20 protein-coding genes are annotated in these 20,486 nt (G+C 65.5%); 16 read left to right on the top strand and 4 right to left on the bottom strand.

What is annotated here, in order from left to right:
• The first annotated feature begins 52 nt into the window (after positions 1-52).
• The 6 genes from groEL (at position 53) to BMW90_RS04070 (ending at position 8,341) form a co-directional block, all read left to right on the top strand.
• Positions 53-1,684: a molecular chaperone GroEL gene (gene groEL, locus BMW90_RS04095; protein WP_074835127.1), complete on the top strand. Its 1,632-nt coding sequence runs from the start codon at positions 53-55 to the stop codon at positions 1,682-1,684.
• Positions 1,685-1,744: 60 nt separating this feature from the next.
• Entirely contained in the window at positions 1,745-2,788 is a 1,044-nt protein-coding gene (locus tag BMW90_RS04090; RefSeq protein WP_048530934.1) for an NAD(P)-dependent alcohol dehydrogenase, read from the top strand.
• Between the two features lie 105 nt (positions 2,789-2,893).
• On the top strand, positions 2,894-3,289 hold the full coding sequence (locus tag BMW90_RS04085) for a VOC family protein (protein ID WP_048530937.1): 396 nt from the start codon (positions 2,894-2,896) through the stop codon (positions 3,287-3,289).
• 87 nt (positions 3,290-3,376) lie between these two features.
• Positions 3,377-5,593 (top strand): catalase/peroxidase HPI, encoded by a 2,217-nt coding sequence (gene katG / locus BMW90_RS04080; RefSeq protein ID WP_074835126.1) that lies wholly within the window; start codon positions 3,377-3,379, stop codon positions 5,591-5,593.
• Positions 5,594-5,777: 184 nt separating this feature from the next.
• Positions 5,778-6,269 (top strand): hypothetical protein, encoded by a 492-nt coding sequence (locus BMW90_RS04075; RefSeq protein WP_074835124.1) that lies wholly within the window; start codon positions 5,778-5,780, stop codon positions 6,267-6,269.
• Positions 6,270-6,340: 71 nt separating this feature from the next.
• Positions 6,341-8,341, top strand: coding sequence for a sigma-54-dependent Fis family transcriptional regulator (locus BMW90_RS04070; protein WP_083415944.1), 2,001 nt, complete (start codon positions 6,341-6,343; stop codon positions 8,339-8,341).
• A gap of 21 nt (positions 8,342-8,362) precedes the next feature.
• Here the strand turns inward: BMW90_RS04070 and BMW90_RS27270 are convergent, their stop codons facing one another.
• Both BMW90_RS27270 and BMW90_RS27265 read right to left on the bottom strand, forming a co-directional pair.
• Positions 8,363-9,217 (bottom strand): sulfatase family protein, encoded by an 855-nt coding sequence (locus BMW90_RS27270; protein WP_083415943.1) that lies wholly within the window; start codon positions 9,215-9,217, stop codon positions 8,363-8,365.
• Entirely contained in the window at positions 9,218-9,892 is a 675-nt protein-coding gene (locus BMW90_RS27265) for a sulfatase-like hydrolase/transferase (RefSeq protein ID WP_170850509.1), read from the bottom strand.
• 136 nt (positions 9,893-10,028) lie between these two features.
• Between BMW90_RS27265 and BMW90_RS04060 the strand changes: the two genes are divergently transcribed.
• The 6 genes from BMW90_RS04060 to BMW90_RS04040 all read left to right on the top strand — a co-directional run bounded on the left by BMW90_RS04060 (position 10,029) and on the right by BMW90_RS04040 (position 14,906).
• The gene (locus BMW90_RS04060) at positions 10,029-11,252 is read left to right on the top strand and encodes an ABC transporter substrate-binding protein (protein ID WP_074835122.1); all 1,224 of its coding nucleotides are present in this window, start codon (positions 10,029-10,031) and stop codon (positions 11,250-11,252) included.
• 64 nt (positions 11,253-11,316) lie between these two features.
• On the top strand, positions 11,317-11,901 hold the full coding sequence (locus BMW90_RS04055; protein WP_083415941.1) for a carbohydrate ABC transporter permease: 585 nt from the start codon (positions 11,317-11,319) through the stop codon (positions 11,899-11,901).
• 57 nt (positions 11,902-11,958) lie between these two features.
• Positions 11,959-12,186 (top strand): carbohydrate ABC transporter permease, encoded by a 228-nt coding sequence (locus tag BMW90_RS26090; RefSeq protein WP_083415940.1) that lies wholly within the window; start codon positions 11,959-11,961, stop codon positions 12,184-12,186.
• Entirely contained in the window at positions 12,183-13,064 is an 882-nt protein-coding gene (locus BMW90_RS04050; protein WP_211568850.1) for a carbohydrate ABC transporter permease, read from the top strand. The genes BMW90_RS26090 and BMW90_RS04050 overlap by 4 nt, the downstream gene beginning before the upstream one ends.
• Entirely contained in the window at positions 13,061-13,819 is a 759-nt protein-coding gene (locus BMW90_RS04045) for an SDR family oxidoreductase (RefSeq protein WP_074835119.1), read from the top strand. Before BMW90_RS04050 ends, BMW90_RS04045 begins: the two co-directional genes overlap by 4 nt.
• 1 nt (position 13,820) lies before the next feature.
• On the top strand, positions 13,821-14,906 hold the full coding sequence (locus BMW90_RS04040; protein ID WP_074835117.1) for an ABC transporter ATP-binding protein: 1,086 nt from the start codon (positions 13,821-13,823) through the stop codon (positions 14,904-14,906).
• Positions 14,907-14,916: 10 nt separating this feature from the next.
• On the opposite strand, the gene BMW90_RS04035 is transcribed toward BMW90_RS04040, so the two are convergent.
• Entirely contained in the window at positions 14,917-15,771 is an 855-nt protein-coding gene (locus BMW90_RS04035) for an SMP-30/gluconolactonase/LRE family protein (protein ID WP_074835114.1), read from the bottom strand.
• 98 nt (positions 15,772-15,869) lie between these two features.
• Between BMW90_RS04035 and BMW90_RS04030 the strand changes: the two genes are divergently transcribed.
• The 3 genes from BMW90_RS04030 (at position 15,870) to BMW90_RS04020 (ending at position 18,220) form a co-directional block, all read left to right on the top strand.
• Positions 15,870-16,580, top strand: a complete 711-nt coding sequence (locus tag BMW90_RS04030) for a GntR family transcriptional regulator (RefSeq protein ID WP_074835112.1) — start codon at positions 15,870-15,872, stop codon at positions 16,578-16,580.
• A gap of 60 nt (positions 16,581-16,640) precedes the next feature.
• Complete coding sequence (locus BMW90_RS04025; RefSeq protein WP_074835111.1) at positions 16,641-17,024, top strand: substrate-binding domain-containing protein; 384 nt, start codon at positions 16,641-16,643, stop codon at positions 17,022-17,024.
• A gap of 152 nt (positions 17,025-17,176) precedes the next feature.
• Positions 17,177-18,220, top strand: coding sequence for an FGGY-family carbohydrate kinase (locus tag BMW90_RS04020; RefSeq protein WP_074835109.1), 1,044 nt, complete (start codon positions 17,177-17,179; stop codon positions 18,218-18,220).
• Positions 18,221-18,501: 281 nt separating this feature from the next.
• On the opposite strand, the gene BMW90_RS04015 is transcribed toward BMW90_RS04020, so the two are convergent.
• Positions 18,502-19,431, bottom strand: a complete 930-nt coding sequence (locus BMW90_RS04015) for a LysR family transcriptional regulator (RefSeq protein ID WP_074835108.1) — start codon at positions 19,429-19,431, stop codon at positions 18,502-18,504.
• Positions 19,432-19,542: 111 nt separating this feature from the next.
• On the opposite strand from BMW90_RS04015, the gene BMW90_RS04010 reads away from it, so the two are divergent.
• On the top strand, positions 19,543-20,484 hold the full coding sequence (locus tag BMW90_RS04010; RefSeq protein ID WP_074835106.1) for a tripartite tricarboxylate transporter substrate binding protein: 942 nt from the start codon (positions 19,543-19,545) through the stop codon (positions 20,482-20,484).
• Positions 20,485-20,486: the final 2 nt, after the last annotated feature.

Genomic DNA, 20,486 nt, shown 5'->3' with positions numbered 1-20,486 from the left:
ACGACAAAACAAGGGAGGACGCCCCGCATCCGCGGCGGCGAAGGAGGAAGATATGGCGAAACTCATGGTACACGGCAAGACCGCCCGCAACTGCCTGGCCCGCGGTGTCGCGCGGCTGGCGGCGGCGGTGGAACCCACCCTCGGGCCCAAGGGGCTCAACGCGATGGTCGACCGGCCGGTCGGTACGCCGCTGGTCACCCGCGACGGGGTCAGCATCGCCTGCGAGATCGAGCTGAACGACCGGTTCGAGAACATGGGCGCCCAGGTGGTGCGCGAAGTCTCGATGCAGACCAACGACGTCGCCGGCGACGGCACCACCACCGCCATCGTGCTGGCCAATGCGCTGATCCAGCGCGGCGTCGATCTGACCGACAATGGCGTCAAGCCGGTCGATCTCTGCAAGGGCATCGACCTTGCCGTCAACCGCGTGGTGGCGGCCATCGACGCCTCGTCGCGCGACTGCGACGATCACCCGGAATATCTCGAAGCGGTGGCGCGGGTGTCCTCGACCGACCCCAAGCTCGGCGAACTGGTGGCCGAGGCCTATCGCCGGGTCGGCCGCGACGGCGTGATTTCGGCCGATTTCGGCGTCACCATCGACACCACGATGGAGGTGGTCGAAGGCATGTCCTTCGAGCGCGGCTACATCTCGCACCACATGGTCACCGACCGCGAGACCATGGAAGCGGTGCTGCGCAACCCGCTGATCCTGATGACCGATCAGAAGATTCTCAAGCCCGAGCTGCTGGACCCCGCGATCGCGATTGCCGAAGAGGAGGGCAGGCCGCTCCTGATCATCGCCGAGGAGATCGCGCCCGAGGTGGTTGTGCGGCTGCTCGACACTGGCGGCGCCGGTAAGTTCCTGATCGTGCACCCGCCGGAATACGGCCATTGGCGCACCGCGATGATGGACGATCTGGCAATCCTCACCGGCGGCGAGGTGCTGGCCCGCGACCTCGGCAAGAAGATCGAGAATGTCACCCGCGCCCAACTGGGCGGCTGCGAGACCGTGCGCTGCCATGCCTCCGGCACCTCGATCCTGCGCGGCGAGGGCGATGCGGCTGCGATCACCGCAAGGCGAAATCAGGTGCAGCGCCAGCATGACAATGCCCCGCCCAATATCGACAAGGACAAGCTGCGCGAGCGGCTGTCGAAACTTACCGGCGGCAGCGCGATCATCTATGCCGGCGGCTTCACGCCGGTGGAGCAGAAGCGGACGATCCAGCTGATCGAGGATGCGCTCTGCGCGGTGCAGGCGGCGGCCGAGGATGGCGTGGTTGCCGGCGGCGGCACGGCCCTGGCGCAGATCGCCGATTGCCTCGATACGCTCGACGCGCTGGGCGACGTGGCCAAGGGCATCCAATTGGTGCGCTCGATCCTGACCGAGCCGTTGCGCCGCATCGCCCGCAATGCCGGGGCTGACGTCGCCGCGGTGGCGCAGGCGGTGGCCGAGGGCCCGGCGGGCCATGGCTATGACGCCGCGACCGGCAGCTTCGGCGACATGTACGCCGCCGGCATCATCGATCCGGCCCGCGTGCCGGCCTCGGCGCTGGTCAATGCGGCCTCGGTGGCGACGCTGATCCTGACCACGGAAACCCTGGTCGGCGATCTCGAAGAGGGCGAGGCCGATCCCACCGAAGGCCCGGCCCGCGGCGGCGGCGCCGAGCTGCTGGGCCGCGCCTGAGCGCTGGTGCTCCCCCGGGGCCGGCCCGACCGGCCCCGTTCAGACACAAGGAACAAGACCATGAAAGCAGCGAGACTCTACGAATACGACCCCGCGATGAACGTCGAACTGGCCATCGAGGAGGTCGCCGCACCGACCATCGCGGCGCCTGACGAGGTGATCGTCAAGGTCGGCGCCGCCGGCCTCTGCCGCACCGATCTGCATATCATCGAAGGTGTCTGGAAGGACATCATGGACACCGAAGGCAACCTTCTGCCCTATGTCATGGGCCATGAAAACGCCGGCTGGGTCGAGGACGTGGGCAGCAATGTCACCTCGGTCAAACCCGGTGACGCGGTGATCTGTCACCCGTTCAACGCCTGCGGCATCTGCCTGAGCTGCCGCTATGGCCACGACATGTACTGCGATCACGGCAAGTTTCCGGGGCTTGGCCTCGACGGCGGCTTTGCCGAGTATTTCAAGACCAACGAACGCTCGATCATCAAGCTGAACACCGGCATCACGCCGCTGGAGGTGGCGCCGATGGCCGATGCGGGCATCACCGCCTATCGCGCCGCCAAGAAGGCCGCCAAGCTGCTAAATCCCGGCGGTTACGTGCTGCTCCTGGGGATTGGCGGGCTCGGCCATATCGCACTTCAGGTGTTGAAACACACCTGTGGCGCGCGGGTCATCGCCGTCGACCGCGAACCGGCGGCGCAGGCGCTGGCCCGCGATTTGGGCGCAGACATCGTGCTGGATGGCGGGCCGAACCTGATTGAGGAGGTCAAGGATTTGACGGGCGGCGGTGCGCATGTGGCCATCGATTTCGTCGGCGAGCATGGCACCGAAAACCTCTGCTGGCGGCTGCTGCGCCAGGGTGGCGAGCTGATCATGGTGGGCTACGGTGGCGAGGTGCGGGTGCCGACGCTGGAACTGGTGGCCAATGAGATCAAGATCGGCGGCAGCCTCGTCGGCGATTTCGTCGAGCTGGTCGAGCTGATGGAGATGAACGCCGACGGCAAGGTCAGGATGCACCAGACCGAATACAAGCTGGCCAACATCAACCAGGCGATCACCGATTTCAAGGATCGCAAGTTCACCGGGCGGGGCGTGATCGTACCCTGATCACCCGCCCGGCTCCCCGAAGCGCCTTCTCGGGCGCTCCGCCCTGCGGTCGTTTGCCTTCCGTCACGGCCGCAGGGCCCAACGCTTCAACCGCCGAGGTGCGACATGGCCAAAGCCATTCATTCGATGATCCGCGTGCGTGACGCGGATCGCTCCGTGGCCTTCTACCGCGCGGCCTTTGGCCTCGAGGTGGCCGACCGGATCGAGTTCGACGATTTCACGCTGATCTATCTGTCGAACGACGAAACGCCGTTCGAGCTCGAGCTGACCGTCAACAAGGGCACCGAGGAGGCTTACGATCTGGGCACGGGTTACGGCCATCTCGCGTTCAGCGTCGCGGATGTGGCGGCCGAGCATGCGCGCTTTGCGGCAGAAGGGCTTGCCCCGCGCAAGCTGGTCGATTTCCGGCACGCGGGCCGGCGGCTGGCGCGCTTCTTCTTCGTCAAGGACCCCGATGGCTACGAGATCGAGGTCCTGCAACGCGCCGGGCGTTTCAAATGAGACACCGGCAAACCACCTGACAGACCGATGCCCGGCGGCCCCACCGGCCGCCGGGGCACTCCAAGATACGTAACAAGGGACAAGACCATGGATGGAAACGATTTGCGGCCGGTGGGCGGTTGCCCAGTGATGCACGGCACGACGAACCGGGCAGGGCGCAGCAACCGCGACTGGTGGCCGAACCAGCTCAACCTGTCGGTGCTGCACCAGCATCCGCCGGCGGCCGATCCGATGCCCGAGGGCTTTGACTATGCCGCGGCTTTCAAGGCGCTCGATCTCGATGCGGTGAAATCCGATCTGACCGCGCTGATGACCGACAGCAAGCAGTGGTGGCCGGCGGATTACGGCCACTACGGCCCGCTTTTCATCCGCATGGCCTGGCACAGCGCCGGCACCTACCGCACCGCCGACGGGCGCGGCGGCGCCTCGACCGGCAACCAGCGTTTTGCGCCTCTGAATTCCTGGCCCGACAACGGCAATCTCGACAAGGCCCGTCGACTGCTCTGGCCGATCAAGGAGAAATACGGCAACGCGATCTCCTGGGCCGACCTGATGATCCTGGCCGGCAATGTCGCCATCGAGAGCATGGGCGGCCGGACCTTCGGCTTTGGCGGCGGCCGCGCCGATATCTGGGCCCCCGAAGAGGATGCCTATTGGGGCGCCGAGGAGGAATGGCTGGCAACCTCGGACCGGCCCAACAGCCGCTATTCCGGCGCGCGCGAGCTGGAAAACCCGCTGGCCGCGGTGCAGATGGGGCTGATCTACGTCAACCCGGAGGGGCCCGACGGCGTGCCCGATCCGCTGGCCTCGGCGCGTGACATCCGCGACACCTTTGGCCGGATGGCGATGGATGACGAAGAGACCGTCGCCCTGGTCGCCGGCGGCCACACCTTCGGCAAGGCCCATGGCGCCGGCGATCCGGCACTGGTCGGCGCCGAGCCCGAGGGCTGCCCGGTACAGGAGATGGGGTTCGGCTGGAAGAACGGCCACAAGAGCGGCCGGGGCGTCGACACCACCACATCGGGCATCGAGGGGCCCTGGACGGCCAACCCGACGCAATGGGACATGGGCTATCTCGACCTGCTGCTCGGCTATGACTGGGAACTGACAAAAAGCCCGGCAGGGGCGCATATCTGGCACGCCAGGGGGCTGACCGACGATGACCACGCGCCGCAGGTCGATGGCTCGGGCGACCGGGTGCCGGTGATGATGACCACCGCCGACATGGCGATGCGCATGGACCCGGCCTTTGGCGCGATCTCGCGGCGGTTTCACGAGAACCCCGAGGAATTTGCCGAGGCCTTCGCCCGCGCCTGGTTCAAGCTGACCCACCGCGACATGGGGCCCCGGGCCCGGTATCTCGGCAAGGAGGTGCCGGCGGAAGAGCTGATCTGGCAGGACCCGGTGCCGCCGGTCGATCATCCGCTGATCGACGCCAGGGACGCGGCCGCGCTGAAGGCGGAGATCCTCGGCTCGGGCCTGTCGGTGGCCGATTGCGTCTGGGTCGCCTGGGCTTCGGCATCGAGCTATCGCGGATCGGACAAGCGCGGCGGTGCCAATGGCGCGCGTCTTCGACTGGCGCCGCAAAAGGACTGGGCGGCCAATGATCCGGCGCGGCTGGCGCGGGTGCTCGACGTGCTGGAGGGACTTGCCGCCGATTTCAACGGCGGCACCTCTGGAGGCAAGAAGGTCTCGCTGGCCGATGTCATCGTGCTGGCCGGCAACGCCGGGGTGGAGGCAGCGGCCAGGGCCGGCGGCCATGAGGTGCAGGTGGCCTTCACCCCGGGCCGCACCGACGCCAGGGAGGATCAGACCGACGCCGCCTCTTTCGAGCCGATGGAGCCGATTGCCGACGGGTTCCGCAACTTCGAAAAGGCGGCCTATACCGTGCCCGCCGAGGCGCTGCTGGTCGACAAGGCGCAGCTTCTTGGGCTGAGCGCGCCCGAGTTGACGGCGTTGGTCGGCGGGCTGCGTGTGATCGGCGCGACCCATGGCGGCACCGCTACCGGCGTGCTGACCGACCGTCCCGGCACGCTCAGCGCCGATTTCTTCGCCAATATTCTCGACATGGATATCGAATGGCTGCCGATCGACGGTGCCGAACGGGTGTTTGACGGCTGCGACCGCGCCAGCGGCGCGAAGAAATGGAGCGCCTCGCGTGTCGATCTGGTGTTCGGCTCGAATTCGCAGCTTCGGGCGCTGGCCGAGGTCTATGCCGGGCGGGACAACGCCGGGCTCTTTGTCAGTGATTTTGTCGCCGCCTGGACCAAGGTGATGAACGCTGACCGGTTCGATCTCGACTGAGGCAGCATCCGGCAGGTCTCTGCCGGGCAGCCCATCCGCCGGGGGCCGCGCAGATGGCCCCCGGCACGCGCCGCAGGAGCGGCGCCCTGCATCGCAGGGCCGGGCGGGCCGATGGCCCTACGACCTTAAAGCTTTGGCATCGGGCGCGCCCTTCTGCTAACACATGAACACGGGAGGAAAACCAGTGGTTGATATTTTCTCGAAACGCGAGGGGCCGCGTCTCGAAGACGTCAAGGCCCGGCGTCTGCTGACCCAGAATGCCGGCACGATCCGCAAACTGGCGGATCAGATCAGCAATGGCGGCTTTAGCAAGATGCAGGCCGATCAGGCGCGCCGCCGCGAGCCGCCCAAGCCCGACGGGCTGATCATCCATGACCTCAAGGCGCGGGTGACAAGCGATGTGGCCGAGCCCTATGTCAAGGTGAGCCTGAACAACCGCGTTGTCCTGGTCGACAGATCGACCGGTCGCCAGATGCAGATGCTGGGCGAGATCCGCGGCAGCGTCCTCTCGAAGCGTTTTGTGCTGGCCAGCAGCGAGAACGGGTTCTTTTCACCGCTGGACCCCGAGATGCAGGCCGCCCTGGCGCATCTCGACGGGGTCGAGATCACCGATGCATTCAGTGACCGAGACCTGGCGGACCGCCTCGAAGACGTGCTTGTGCCGCGCGACGAATGACCCATTCGCCGCGCCTTTGTTATCCGTAACCGACCGAAGGACATGCAACCAGGCCTGACAAAGGGGCCCTGATGACAGACTCGAAAAGCAAGAGGCCGCAAGGATTGCCCGACCGTTCCAGCTATTCGGAATATGACACCCGCGAGGCCAGGGAACGGTTTGTAAGCACCGGCTCCTCGGTCGATGAACGGCCTCCGAAGGTGCGCGAGGAGATCCTCGATTCCTGGCGCCGGAGCCGGGATTCCGGTGTCGACGCCGCCAGCCTGGCGTCGCGCAAGGTCTATGATGAGCAACAGATCCACCTCAGGCGCGAGCGCAATACCGCGCTGCGCAAGGCGGCCTCGGCGGCGTTCAAACGGCTGGAACCGCATTTGAAGGAGGCCCGGACAATCCTGATCCTGGCCGATGATCAGGGCGTCATCATCGATGCCATCGGCGATGCTCATGTGCTCGACGAAGGCCAGGAGATCCACCTGGAACTGGGCGGCGACTGGAGTGAAAAGACCATTGGAACCAATGGCATCGGCACCGCGCTCAAGACCGGAAAACCGGCCTATGTGCATGCGACCGAGCATTTCGCCGAAGGGGTGCAGGCCTGGACCTGCGCCGGGGCGCCGATCTTCGATCCCTTCACCCAGACGATCATCGGCGTGGTCGACCTCTCGGGGCCGCCGCAGATCTTTCGTCAGCATAATGTGGCGCTGGTGTTGGCCGCCGCGCGCGAGATCGAGATTGCGCTGGCCGAGCAGAAACAGGTCGAGCGGACGCAACTGCTCGAGGCCTTCCTGGTGTCGGATTACAGCCGCGCGCATGAAAGCGTGGTGCTGGTCGATCAATCCGGCCGGGTGCTGTTCCGGCGCGGGTTCGAAGAGGACATGCTGCGCCAGGCCAAGGAGCTTTCGGTGGGCCACAAGCTGTTGCCCAAGCTCGAGGGGCTGTCGGATCAGGACATTCCCAAGCTCCTGCCGCTGAACGTCGAGGCGGAGGGCATCGAGCGGCTCAAACTCGAAGGCGTGTTTCGTGGCGCGGCGCTGTTTCTCAAGGATCGCAGCGCGCTCAGGCCCAAGGCAGGCGAAACCTGCAAGATCAAGCCGCGCGCCAATGTCAGCGAGGCGCAGATCCAGATCGTCGGAACCTCGCCCAAGATGGTTGATGCCATGGGTCTGGCCGAACGGGCGGCGCTGGCCAATGTCTCGGTGCTGATCCATGGCGAGACCGGCGTCGGCAAAGAGCTCTTCGCGCGGCTGATCCACAGCCGTCTGCCTGATGACAAGGCGCCTTATGTGCCGGTCAACTGCGCCGCGATCTCCAGCGATCTGATCGGGGCGGAGCTGTTCGGCTATGCCGAGGGTGCCTTTACCGGTGCGGCGCAGGGCGGGCGCACCGGCAAGTTCGAGCTGGCCAATGGCGGTGTGCTCTGCCTCGATGAGATCGGCGACATGCCGATCGAGTTACAACCCTATCTTTTGCGGGCGCTGGAACAGCGGGCGATCTATCGCATCGGCGACAGCCAACGCCGACGGGTCGACGTGCGGCTGGTGGCGATGACAAACCGCGATCTGCGACAGGAGATCGAGAAAGGCAATTTCCGCCGCGACCTGTTCTATCGCCTTGGCGTGATGACCATCGAAGTGCCGCCGCTGCGTGAACGCGGCGATGACGTGATCGCGCTGCTGGAGCATTTCTCGCAGCATTACGCCGAAGAGACCGGCCAGGCGCCGCTGACTTTTACCGACAAGGTGCGGGAACTGCTGAGGCGCTATCAATGGCCCGGCAACGTGCGCGAGCTGCGCAACGCGGTGCAGCGTTTTTACCTGATCAAGACCGACAGCCTGGTGACCGAGCGCGACCTGCCGCCGGAGATCCTCGACGATTTCGAAGGCGGCGCCGAGGATTCGCTCGAACATATCCTCGGCGGCCACTCCGGCGATCTGGAAAGCATCGAGGCGAGCGCCATCCGGCGGACGATCCTTGCGGAAAACGGCAATCTGTCCAAGGTCGCCCAGGTGCTGGGCATCTCGCGTCCGACCCTCTATCGCAAGATGAAACGCTACCGGATCCGCAAGGGCTGACCGCGCCGGCCTTTGGCGGCGTCAGTGCCAGCCGACGCGCGGCGCGGCGGGGATCCTGTCGTCGGGCCGGGATCGGATCATGTCGGTATGCTCGCGCCGGATTGCGGCATAGGCGGGGTCGTCGAAGCGATTGACCATCTCGTCGGGGTCGTCGTGCAGGTCGTAGAGCTCGCAGGTCCCGGTGCGCAGATCCATCGACATGCGGCAGCGGGCGCTGCGGACGGTCATCAAATCCATATCCACGGCCGAGCGCTGGCTGTCCACCTCGTACTCCGACAGGGCGAAGTCGCGGCTCTCCTGGCCGGTCCAGAGCCCGCGCCACGAGCGGCCATGCCCCTCCGGGGCGGCCAGCCCGGCAAGATCGGCCGCCGTCGCAAGGACATCCACGGTGCCGACCGGATCATCGATGACCCGGCCCCCGGGGATGCCGGGGCCGCGGATCAGGCAGGGCACCCGCAGCAACCCGTCATAGAGCATCGGCCCCTTCAGCAGCAGCCCGTGATCGCCCAGCCATTCACCGTGATCGCTGATGAAGATGACATAGGTATTGTCCAGCTCGCCGGCGGTCTCCAGCGCATGCAGGATACGCCCGACTTCATGGTCGACGGCAGAGATCATGCCGAAATAGATGCGGGTGATGTCGCGCAGGGCGGCGTCGGTCAGCTCGCCTTTCTGCCCCCAGTCGATGCCGCCGGCATTGTGCTCGGCGCCTTGGTTGATCGGCCTGGCGCGGTCCTCGACAAAGGCGCGGTGCCACCAGGGGCGGTTCTCCAGGTCGAGTTCGGAATGCCGGGCAATCGTCACCTCCTCGGGCGTGTAGCTGTCGCACCAGGGTTTCGGTGCCAGAAAGGGCGGGTGCGGATCGGGAAAGGACACTCAGGCCATCAGCGGCCTGTCATCCTTGTTTTCGATCATCTCGATCGCGCGGTCGCCGATCCAGGGCGAGGAATGCCAGGGCGCCTCCAGCGCCGAGCGCCAGGCCTGAAAATGCGCGGTGTCCGGCGTCAGCCGGTCCTTGGCCCGGTCCCAGCGCGCCTGGCCGCCGCCGTGCAGATCGAGCCAGTATTCGTAATGCAGCGCCTCGGGCGGCGCGTACCATTGGGTGTGGTGATGCGGCCGCAGCATCAGTTGCACATCGTCAAACCCCATGTAGCTGCCCCGCCAGTCGGGGGCGAAATCGCCGGCGCTCTTGTAACATTCGGGTCGGCCGGTGGGCGCAAAGGTCTGCTGGCTGGAGAGATGCGCCTTGCCGATGAAATGCGTGGCATATCCGGCCTTGCCAAAGGTGCCGCCGAGGCCCGCCGCGGCCAGCGCCTCGTCCAGGTCGCGGCCATTGTCACGCACGCCGTGGCTGTAGGGTAGCTTGCCGGTCAGAATCGATGCCCGCGCCGCCTGACACATGGGATGCGGGGTGATGCATCTGGAAAACCGCACCCCGGCCCGGCCGATCCGGTCAAGGTTGGGGGTGCGGACGCCGCGCCCCTCCGCGCCGATGCAATCGCCACGCTGCTGATCGGTCGAGATCAGGATGACATTGGGTTTTCGCGTCATGACAGGGCTCCTTGCGTCGGTCTTGGCATCGGGCCTGGGCAGGCTTTGCCGTGAGTTCAGGTTAAACATATTATGAAAGATGTACAATTCCAAAAATATAATGTACGAAATGTCAGAAGAGAGAGGAGCTTCAGAAATGATTCGTACTTTTGGCATTGCGGCAACCCTGACCGCTGGTCTGATCGGCGCGGCGCAGGCGCAGACCGTGCTTGATGTGGTTGCCTGGAAGGGCAATGAGGCCGAGCCCGCGGGGCTGCCCGGGCTGATCGAGAAATTCGAGGCCGCGCACCCCGATATCGAGGTCGAGCTGACTTATGTGGCGCGCAAGGATGTGGACAAGGTGATCCCGCCGCGTCTGCAAGGCGGCAATCCGCCGGATGTGACGATGGTCGACAGCGCGCTAGTCGATCTCTGGGGCGGGGCGGGATTTCTGACCGATCTGGGCACCGACAGCCCCTGGTATGACCGCATGGTGCCAGCGGTGCGCGAGGTGATGACAAGCGACGGGCAGATCCTTGTCTATCCGCTGGAAGTCATCGGCATGGGCAATTTCGTCAACATGGACCTGCTGGCCAAGGTGGGGATCGAGACCGCGCCGGTCACCCTCGAGGCGCTGAAGGCCGCCTGCCGGGCGCTGGCGGAAGAGGGGATCGCGCCGATGATCTTTGCCGGCGGTTTTCCCGCCATGCTGTTTGTCGGCGCAAACGGCATCGATCCCAAGGGCATCTCGCCAGCGGAATACGGCACGGGCGCGCGGATGTTCGTGGAGGACGCCAATTTCAATGCGTCGCTGGATTCGGTGCGCGATCTTGTGGCCGCCGAGTGTTTCGACCCCGCGCTTCAGGCCGGGCTGGACCCCTGGGCCACCGCGCCGCAGGAGTTTCGGGCCGGCAATGTGGCGATCCTGCCGCAGGGCGCATGGAACATCGGCAACTTCTCCGATGTCGAAGGTCTGACCTATCAGTTCGCGCCGATGCCGTCGGCCTTTTCCGATCACGGCCTGGCGCTCGATCTGGTGGGGCCGGGCTGGGCCATTCCGCGCGACGCCGAACATCCCGAGGCCGCGCGTGCCTGGATCGATTTCTTCGCCGAAGAGGAAAACCTGCGCGTGTTCCTCGAGGCCGAGGGCGCCTACAGCCCCTATGTCGGCGGCCGCGACACGATGCCGGACCTGGCAGCCCCCTATACCGCCGCCCGGGCCGCAGGCAGCCTGATCCTCTGGCCGTTCTCGACGCTGGCCTTTCCCAAGCCGCTGCAATCGGAGTGGGAAGACAGCATCACCGGCTTCCTGCTGAACATCGACAAGCCCAACGAGGACACGTTGCAGCGTTGGGATGACGTGGTCGAAGACAATCTCTGACCCATGGGTGGCCCGGCGCAACCATGCTGGGCCACCACCACCATCAACAGTGCAGGAGGGGGCCATGCGGGCGCGACACTCACTTTACCTTTTCACCATACCGGCGCTGCTGGTGATCGGGCTGTTCTTTGTCCACCCGATCATTCTGACCTTCGACATGAGCCTGACCAACTTCAAGGGCATCGGCGAGGCCAAGGAGGTGGGCTGGCGCAACTACGAACGCATCTTCGGCCGTGACCGCTACCTCCGCGAAATCTGGCTGACGCTTTGGTATACGGTGATCGTGGTCTCGGCGCTGACCGTGACGGGGCTGTTCTTTGCCGCCATGCTGCACCGGTTGCCGCTGATCCGCAATTTCAGCCGCGCCGCGCTTTATACCCCGGCGATGATGTCTTTTGTCGTGGTGGGGTATGTCTGGCAGTTCCTCTATTCGCCCCTGAACGGCGGCATCAACGTGGCGCTGCGCGATCTGGGGCTTGGCGGCTGGGAGCAAAACTGGCTGGGCGATCCGGCGCTGGCGCTCTATTCCGTGGCCTTCACCCAGGTCTGGATGTTCACCGGCTTCACCTGTGCCATCTTTCTGGCCGGCTTTGCCGGCATTCCCGAAGAGATCAACGAAGCCGGGCGGCTCGAGGGCGCATCCTCATAGCAGCGCTTTCGGTATCTCGAGCTGCCGCTGCTGGGGCCGTCGATCACCGTCTCGGTGATGCTGACAACCATCGGCACGCTCAAGACCTTCGAACTGCCGTTCATCCTGACCAAGGGCGGGCCGGATGGTGCCACTCGGCTGTTGTCCATCGACATCATCGACAACCTCTTTGGCCAGTACAAGTTCGGCTTTGCCAGCGCGCTGTCGATCGTCATGCTGGTGATCGTGCTGGCGGTGGCCTTCCTTCAGAACAAGATCCTGCGGGATCGGGAGCACGCGCAATGAGCATGACAGATGTACACAGCGCGCCGCGCGCAAACCATGGTGCGGACTGGGACCAAATCCGGCGCAGGGCGAAATCCATCCTCGTGCATGGTATCGTGCTGGCCCTTGTCGGTCTTATGCTGCTGCCGCTGGTCTACATGGTGATGATGTCCTTCAAGACCTCGACCGAGATCGCGCAGGACCCGCTGGGCCTGCCTGACAGCCTTTACTGGGGCAATTACATGGCGGCGCTCAGCTCGATGGGCTATCTTCGGTCGGTGCTGAACTCCCTGGGCATCACGCTTTCGGTGATCGTCGTGGTGGTCTTTGCCGGCGCCATGGCCGCCTATCCGCTGGCACGCCTGGAAAACCGCATCAGCCGCGTGATCGTCATGGTCATGGCGCTGGGGCTGGCGACGCCGAATTTTGTCACCATCACCCCGATCTACGTGATCTTCCGCGATCTCGGGCTTCTCGACAGCTATCTCGGCATCGTGCTGGCCTTTGCCGCGCTGAAACTGCCGCTGGCGGTATTCTTCTACACCAGCTTCATCGCCGCCATTCCGATCGAGCTGGAAGAGGCCGCGCGGCTCGACAATTGCAATAACTGGCAGATCTTCTGGCACGTGATCCGGCCCTTGCTGGCGCCGGTGACGGCCACACTGTCGCTTTTCGTGATGATCATGGTGTGGAACGATTTCATCTATCCGCTGCTGCTGCTGACCGACAAGGACAAGCTGACGGTGATGATCGCGGTCTACAAGTTCGTCGGCAACACCGGGATAGACCCGACCAAGCTGTTTCCGGCCGCAGTTCTCGGCTCGCTGCCGCTGCTGATCATGTTTGCCCTGTTCCAACGCAAGATCATGGCCGGGGCCACGGCGGGAGCGGTGAAATGAACCTCGACGGCAAGCACATCATCGTCACCGGCGCGGGGGCGGGCATCGGCCTGGGCATTGCCCGCGCCTGCCGGGCGGCCGGGGCCGAGGTGACCGGTTTCGATGTAAATGTCGCGGGCCGGGACAGGCTGGAGGCACTCGGCGCGCGTTTCATGCAGGTCGATGTCACCGACCTCGACGGGTTCGAGGCTGCGATTTCCGAGGCCCATTCCCGTGAAGGCCGGCTCGACGGCATGGTCAACAACGCCGGTGTCACCATCAAGGTGCCATTCCTCGACATGACCCGCGCGCAGATGGAAACGCTCTGGACGGTCAACCAGCGTTCGGTGCTGGTCGGCTGCCAGGCGGCGGGGCGGATCATGACCGGGGCCGGGGGCGGGGCGATCGTCAACCTGTCTTCGGTCCACGCCCGCGCCACCAACCCCGGGCACGAGGCCTATGCCGCCACCAAGGCCGCCATTGCCGCGATGACCCGCGCCATGGCCTGGTCGCTGGGTCCGCAGGGCGTGCGCGTCAATGCGATCTGCCCGGCGCTGGTGCGCACCGAGATCGTCGATGCGGCGATGCAAGACCCGACCCTGGCGGCGCAGTTCCGGCGTTACAACCCCGAAGGCACCGTCACCACGGTGGACGAGATCGGTGCGTTGGCGGTGTTCCTGCTGTCGGATGCGGGCGCGGCGCTGAACGGGTCTGAGGTGATGGCCGACCGCGCCATGTCGGCGCTTCTGGATGTATTCGATGTGAGGAGGGATTGAGATGGCCGAACTGGCGCTCAACAACGCGATCAAGCGCTACGGCGCGACACAGGTCATCCACGGGGTGGATTTGCAGGTCGAGGATGGCGATTTCTGCGTCTTTGTCGGCCCCTCGGGTTGTGGCAAGTCCACGCTCTTGCGGATGATCGCCGGGCTCGAGGACACCACCGAGGGCCGCATGACCATCGGCACCCGCGATGTCACCCATGCCGATCCGGCCCGGCGCGGCGTTTCCATGGTGTTTCAGACCTACGCGCTCTATCCGCATATGACGGTGCGGGAGAACATGAGCTTCGGGCTCAAGATCGGCGGCACGCCCAAGGCAGAGATCACCCGCAAGGTCGATGAAGCGGCGCAGATTCTCAAGCTGACCGACTATATGGACCGCAGGCCCAAGGCATTGTCCGGCGGCCAGCGCCAGCGGGTCGCCATCGGCCGTGCCATCGTGCGCCAGCCCGATGTGTTTCTGTTCGACGAACCCCTGTCGAACCTCGATGCGGAACTGCGCGTGGAAATGCGGGTCGAGATCGCCAAGCTGCACAAGCAATTGGGCGCGACGATGATCTATGTCACCCATGATCAGGTCGAGGCGATGACAATGGCCGACAAGATCGTGGTGCTGCGCGATGGGCGGATCGAACAGGCCGGGCCGCCGGCCCGGCTTTACGAAGACCCCGACAATCTCTTTGTGGCGGGGTTCATCGGATCGCCGCGGATGAATTTCTTTGAGGGCGTGGTGGAGCGGACCGAGAGCGGCCAGGCGCTGGTCTCCTTGCCATGTCTTGGCGGCGTGGCCGTGCCGGTCGCCGTCACAGCGGCGTTGCGGCCGGGGCAGGCGGTGAAAATCGGCCTGCGGCCCGAGCATTTCGAGCCCGGCGGCCAGATACAGGTCGATCTGAACATCGAGGTGATCGAGAATCTTGGCGGCGTGTCTTATGCCTATGCGGCCGGCGCGCAGGACACCCATCCGGTGATCGTCGAGATGCGCGGCACGTCCAGGCCGACCGAGGGCGGCGCGCTGACCATGGGCTTCGATCCCGCCGTCGCCCTGCTGTTCGACAGCGAGACCGGGCTGCGCCTGCGCTAGCCTGCCGGTCTCAGCCCGGCCAGTGCGCGCGGTAGGGCGCCGTGCCGGGCACCGCCATCTCCACCGCGAACAGCCCGCCGGCCTGGGGGTTGGCGGCTTTCTCAGCCGCGCTCATGCTGAAGGTGCCGGTGGTGATGTAGAGCGTGCGCAGATCGTCGCCGCCAAAGCAGCAATTGGTGACGATTTCACAGGGCAGGTCGATCCGGGCCGTGATCTCGCCGTCGGGTGTCAGGCCCAGCACCTGGCCGCGGTCGCAGATCGCCACCCAAAGGGTGCCCCGCGCATCCACCGCCATGCCATCCGGTTTGCCGGTGAGCGCGTCAAAGGCCCGCAGGACTCGCCAGGCGCCGTTTTCCAGCACATGCATCACACCAGGTACGCTGTCGACAAAGTAGAGCCGGCTGCCGTCCGGGCTCCACCCGAGGCCGTTCGAGATCGTCGTGCCCGTCATCATCGCGCGCGGCCGGCCGGCGTCATAGCGATAGAGGCTGCCGGTCGGGCCTCTGGCGCCCTCGGACATGCTGCCCACCCACAGCGCCCCGTCCGGCCCGGCGATCATGTCGTTCAGCCGGTTTCCCCGGCTCTCGGGTTCGGGATCATGCAGGAGGGCAATCTCGCCCGTCGCCGGATCGACCCGGCCCAGCCCGCGGGCCGTGGCGATCAGCAGGCCGTCATTCTGGTCCAGCGCCAGGGCGCTGATCAGCCAGGGCAGGGCGATGCGCCTGGCGCGACCGGTGGCCGGTTCGTAGCAATGCAATGCCTCGCCCGAGATGTCGACCCACCACAGGCAACCTCGCGTGACGTCCCAAAGCGCGCCTTCGCCGCATCCGGCCTTGGCCGCGTCCACGCATCTGGGTACGGGCATTCCGATATCCTTCTTGAAATAATGTACGAAAAGTTATACTTCATGCGTAAACTGGCGAAAAGCCTTGGCGTCAAATTTTCCTCGATCTGCGGATTCTCATGAGCAACACCGGTCCCATAGCAATTGCCGCAGAAAAGGAGGGCACCGGCACGTCCTCTTCCTCGATCTACGACGCGATCCGGCACGACATCCTGTCAGGCGCGCTGGAGGCGAATGCGCGCCTCAAGGTGTCCGAACTGGCCAGAACGCACAACACCTCGACCAACCCGGTGCGCGAAGCGCTGCAACAGCTGCGGGGGGAAGGGCTGGTGCTGATCACGCCGAACCAGGGCGCGCGGGTGCGGCCGATCGACATGGAGTTCGTGCGCGACGTGGCCGAGGTCGGCTATCAGCTCGAGCCCTATCTGCTGCGGTTCTTTGTCGAAACCGCCAGCGCCGAGGACATCGCCGAGCTCGAGCGCATCCAGTCCGAGATCGAGGCGCTGAACTTTTCCGACAAGGCGCGGCATACCGAACTCAACCATCAGTTTCACGAAACGATGTATGACCGGCATTACAACCGCGTCGCCTTTGGCGTCTGGAGGCAGCATCGCGAAATCCTCGGCTCGATCAGCACGCGGATCCCGATCGCCATTGGCCGGCAGGAGGCGATCATCACCGAACACCGGGCCCTGATCGCGGCGATCAAGGCGCAGGATGTGGCGGCAGCGGTGACCGTGCTGGATCAGCACATTCAGGATGCCGGGCGCCATGTGGTGGACCAACTGCGCATCGCCGAGGCCCGGGCGTCGCACAGACGTATCGGGTGACGGTGCGGCCATCTGCGCGGCGGGCCGGAATGCACCTGCCAGCGCTGCGGTAAATGGCCGGTGGCGCTGTCGCAATCGCGGCCCGACAGCCGGTTCTGGCAGGACGATCCCGAGGCGGCGGCGAAATTCGTCGATGCGGTCTACAAGGCCAATGAATTCATCCGAGACAATCCGGACAAGGCGGTCGACCTCGCGCCGCTATATTACGCCGACACCGGCATCGAGGGCGACAAGGAAACCGCCGCCTATGCCTTCAGCCTGCGCGATTTCCAGACCCTCGACGAAGCCATCGCCGACATGCAGTCGGGCGCCACGATAGACACGCTGATCGCCGGGGCCAAAGTGCTGGTGGCGGCGGGCGCCTATGACGATGTGCCCGATCTCGAATCCATGCAGCCGGTCGCGCTCGAGGTGCTGATGGCTGCCAAGTCCCTGCGAAACTAAGGCCTCAGGCCCAACCAAGGAAAGACATGATGAGCATCACGAGCGATACGGTGACCGAAGATTTCAAGGGCCAGATCGGCCGGGCCTACCGGGGCTCAACCCCCTGGTGGCCCTAGGTCAAGCGGGCCCGGCCTGACAGTCCCAATGTCCTCGTGATCCTCTTCGACGATCTCGGGTTCGGCAGCCGCGCCTACAGCGATGCGGTGATCTCGGCGCTGGCGCTTGACGGGCTGCGGCATCTGCTACCGCCGATTGTCGATGGCAGTGAGACCGCGCATTCGCTGGGGGCCGCTGCGGCGGCCGAGACCGGGTTGCCCGAGGGCCTTACGGTCTGCCTCGGCTATATGGACATCGTGACCTCGGGGATCGCTTCGGGGCTGTGTGACCCGCATACCCGGCCGGGGCTGTCGATCCTCGGTTCGACCGGGGTGCACACCCGGTTTGCCGCCGGCGCCGATGAGATCGTGCTGAACCCGGACCGGACCGGTTATACCGTGGCGCTGGCCGGCGACGCCTTTGGCCAGGTACAGACCAACATGGCGGCGGCGATCAACATCGACTGGATCGCCGGCATCGCGCGCGATGTGCTGCACGCCGGCGGTCGGCCGGGCGACAGCGCCGAGATCCTCGCCGGCTTTGACGAACTGGTCGCCGGCGCGCGGCCGGGCGCGGTCACCTATCATCCCTACATCGCGACGACGGGTGAACGCGGGCCGTTTTCCGATCCCTGCGCGAGGGCCAGCTTTACCGGGCTCGACCGCAGCGTCGGCTGGGCCGAGCTGCTGCGCGGCGTCTATGAGGGGCTGGCGATGGCGGCGCGCGATTGTTACGCCGCCATGGGCGAAACGCCGGCAGAGATCCGGGTGGCCGGTGGCGCGGCGCGCTCGGCGCAACTGGTGCATATCCTGGCCGCGACGCTGAACCGCCCGGTGCGCGCGGTGGCGCGGGACGAGGCCGGCGCCGCCGGGGCGGCGATGATCGCGGCGGTGCAATCGGGGGTCTTTGCCTCGCTGGCCGAGGCAGATGCCGCCTGGGTCAGGCCGCTGCTGCGCGCGCCGGTCCGGCCCGATCCCGATCTCGGCCCGCTATACGACAGGCTTTACCCGGCCTTCCGCGAGGGGCGGGCCCTCATGCAGCCGCTTTGGCACAGCCAGGCCAGGAACAGCCAATCCAGCACAAGGAAACACATCACATGACGACGCAAGTGGCGATCATCGACGACCGGTTCATGCTGTCGGAAACCTTCGAAGAGCACATCCTGTCGGCCTGCGGCGACCGGGTTTCGGTGCGCCGGATGGATTACGACTGGCCAGACGCGCCGCTGGAACAGGGCTATCAGGGCTCGCGCATCGCGGGCATCCTCGAATTTCAGGGCGACCCCGACGAGGTGGTTGCCCATATCGGCGGCGCCGAAGTGGCGGTGATCCGGATTCGACAGCGGTGTTCCGAATGTCGTCTCTCCGGTTTATCGCCGTCTTCAGGCCCGCACCGGCTTGCCCGAGAGCTTGCCCGCCGCGACCAGCGATTGCACCTCGGTCATGATGACGTCGTGCACCACCTTGGTGGCCGGCGCCAGATCCCGGACCGGCCGGTGGCAGAGCGAATGCACCCGCGAAACGCCGGGCTCGGTCACCAGCCGCGCCGAGACCTGGCCCGAGGCGATCCGGTCCAGCCAATGGGTCATCGGCACGATGCTGGCCACCATGCCGCGTTCGACCATGGCATCGATCACGTTGATGCTGCCGGTTTGGTATTTCACGTTCAGCGTCACGCCGATGCTGCCGGCGGCCTCCTCGATGCGACGGCGCAGGTCGTGGCTGCGGAACGGCAGCACAAGCGGATGTTCGGCCGCTTCCGACAGCCGGATCGTGCGGGCCGGGGCGCGTGGCGTGGCCTTGGTGAGAAAGTGAAAGCTTTCCTCGAACAGCGGCCGTGAACGGAGCTGCGGGAATTCCGTTGCGGCGTTCGGCATGACGGCCAGATCGGCCTCTTCGTTCAGCAGGGCCTGGCCGGCGCGTTCCGAAGGGAAATCGACGATATGCAGTGAGATGCCGGGATATTCCTGCTCCAGCCGCGGATAAAGCTCGGTCGCGAGGGTGGGGGCGAGCGAGGAAATGACGGCCACCACCACCTTGCCGGTCACATCTTCCGCTTCGGTGTGGATCGCCTGCCGGATCGCCTCCATCCGCCGGATCAGCTCGGCCGCCTCCTGCCGCAGCTTCTCGCCCGCGCGCGTCAGCGTCACACCGCGCGAATGGCGCTGGAAAAGCTGCGCATCCAGCTCATGCTCGAGCTGCGACATCTGCTTGCTGAGCGCCGGTTGCGCGATCCCCAGCTCCCGTGCCGCACCCGACATCGTGCCGTGACGACAGATGGCGAGAAATTGTCTGAGAAGGCGAGGGCGCATGGCGGGCTATAACCAGTTTGGCATACCTAACATAAGTAACTAATATTTCCGTGTCTATGAAGGCTGTTTTATGGTGTTTCCATTCGACACTGTCGAACTTTGGGAGGACACATGAAAACGCTCGTCACCACCGCCGCCGCGGTGTTTCTTTCCGCATCCGCCGCCATCGCCGACTGGGCGCCGACCGGGCCGGTCAAGGTCCTGATCGGCTTTGCCGCCGGCGGCGGCGCGGATTCGCTCGCCCGCCTGATCGCCGAGGACATCGAGGCCGAATACGGCTGGACGCTGATCCCCGAGAACCTGCCGGGTTCGGGCGGGGCGGTCATGGCCCGCGCCGTCAAGGACGCCGCGCCGGACGGTCAGACCATCGGCGTCGGCATCACCGACACCTTTGCCTATGGGGTTCTGGCCGCGCGCGATCCCGGCTATACCACCGGCGATTTCACCTACCTCAGCACCATCGCCGGCACCCAGATGGGCATCGTCGCCAAATCCGAGCGCGGCTGGACCACGATGTCGGAGGTGATCGAGGCCGCCAGATCGGGCGCGAGTATTTCCTTTGGCACCATGACCCCGCGCCTTGCCGATGCGGCGTACTACATCGGCAAGGTCAATAACGTCGAGTTCAACATCGTCTCGGGCTACAAGGGGGGCCGTGCGGTGCTGAACGCGATCACCGCCGATGACGTGGATATCGGCTGGGTCGCCGGCCCGCAGAAGGCCGGGGTCGAATCCGGCGATCTGCGCAATCTCGCCAATGGCGAGGATCAGCCGTTGGCCGTTTCGCCCGACGCGCAGGAGCTGAGCGAGATCGGGGTCGATTTTGCCTTTGGCGCCACCTTCGTGGCCATTGCCCCGGCGGGTCTCTCCGAGGCGGCGCAAGGCGCCTTGTCAGAGGCCATCGCCACCGTGATCGGCTCCGAGGGCACCAAGTCCAACGCCTTCATCACCCGGGTCTTTGCCTTGAAGGTGAAAACCGGCGAGGCGGCGCGCGGCTTTGTCGAACAGGAGCTGGCCGACGCCGAAGCCCTGCTTGACGCCACCGCAGAATAAGC

It is taken from the genome of Marinovum algicola (assembly GCF_900109145.1).
Classification (GTDB): Bacteria; Pseudomonadota; Alphaproteobacteria; order Rhodobacterales; family Rhodobacteraceae; genus Marinovum; species Marinovum algicola.
Note: the sequence above shows the minus strand (reverse complement) of the source record. Positions and strands in the feature narration are given on the sequence as shown.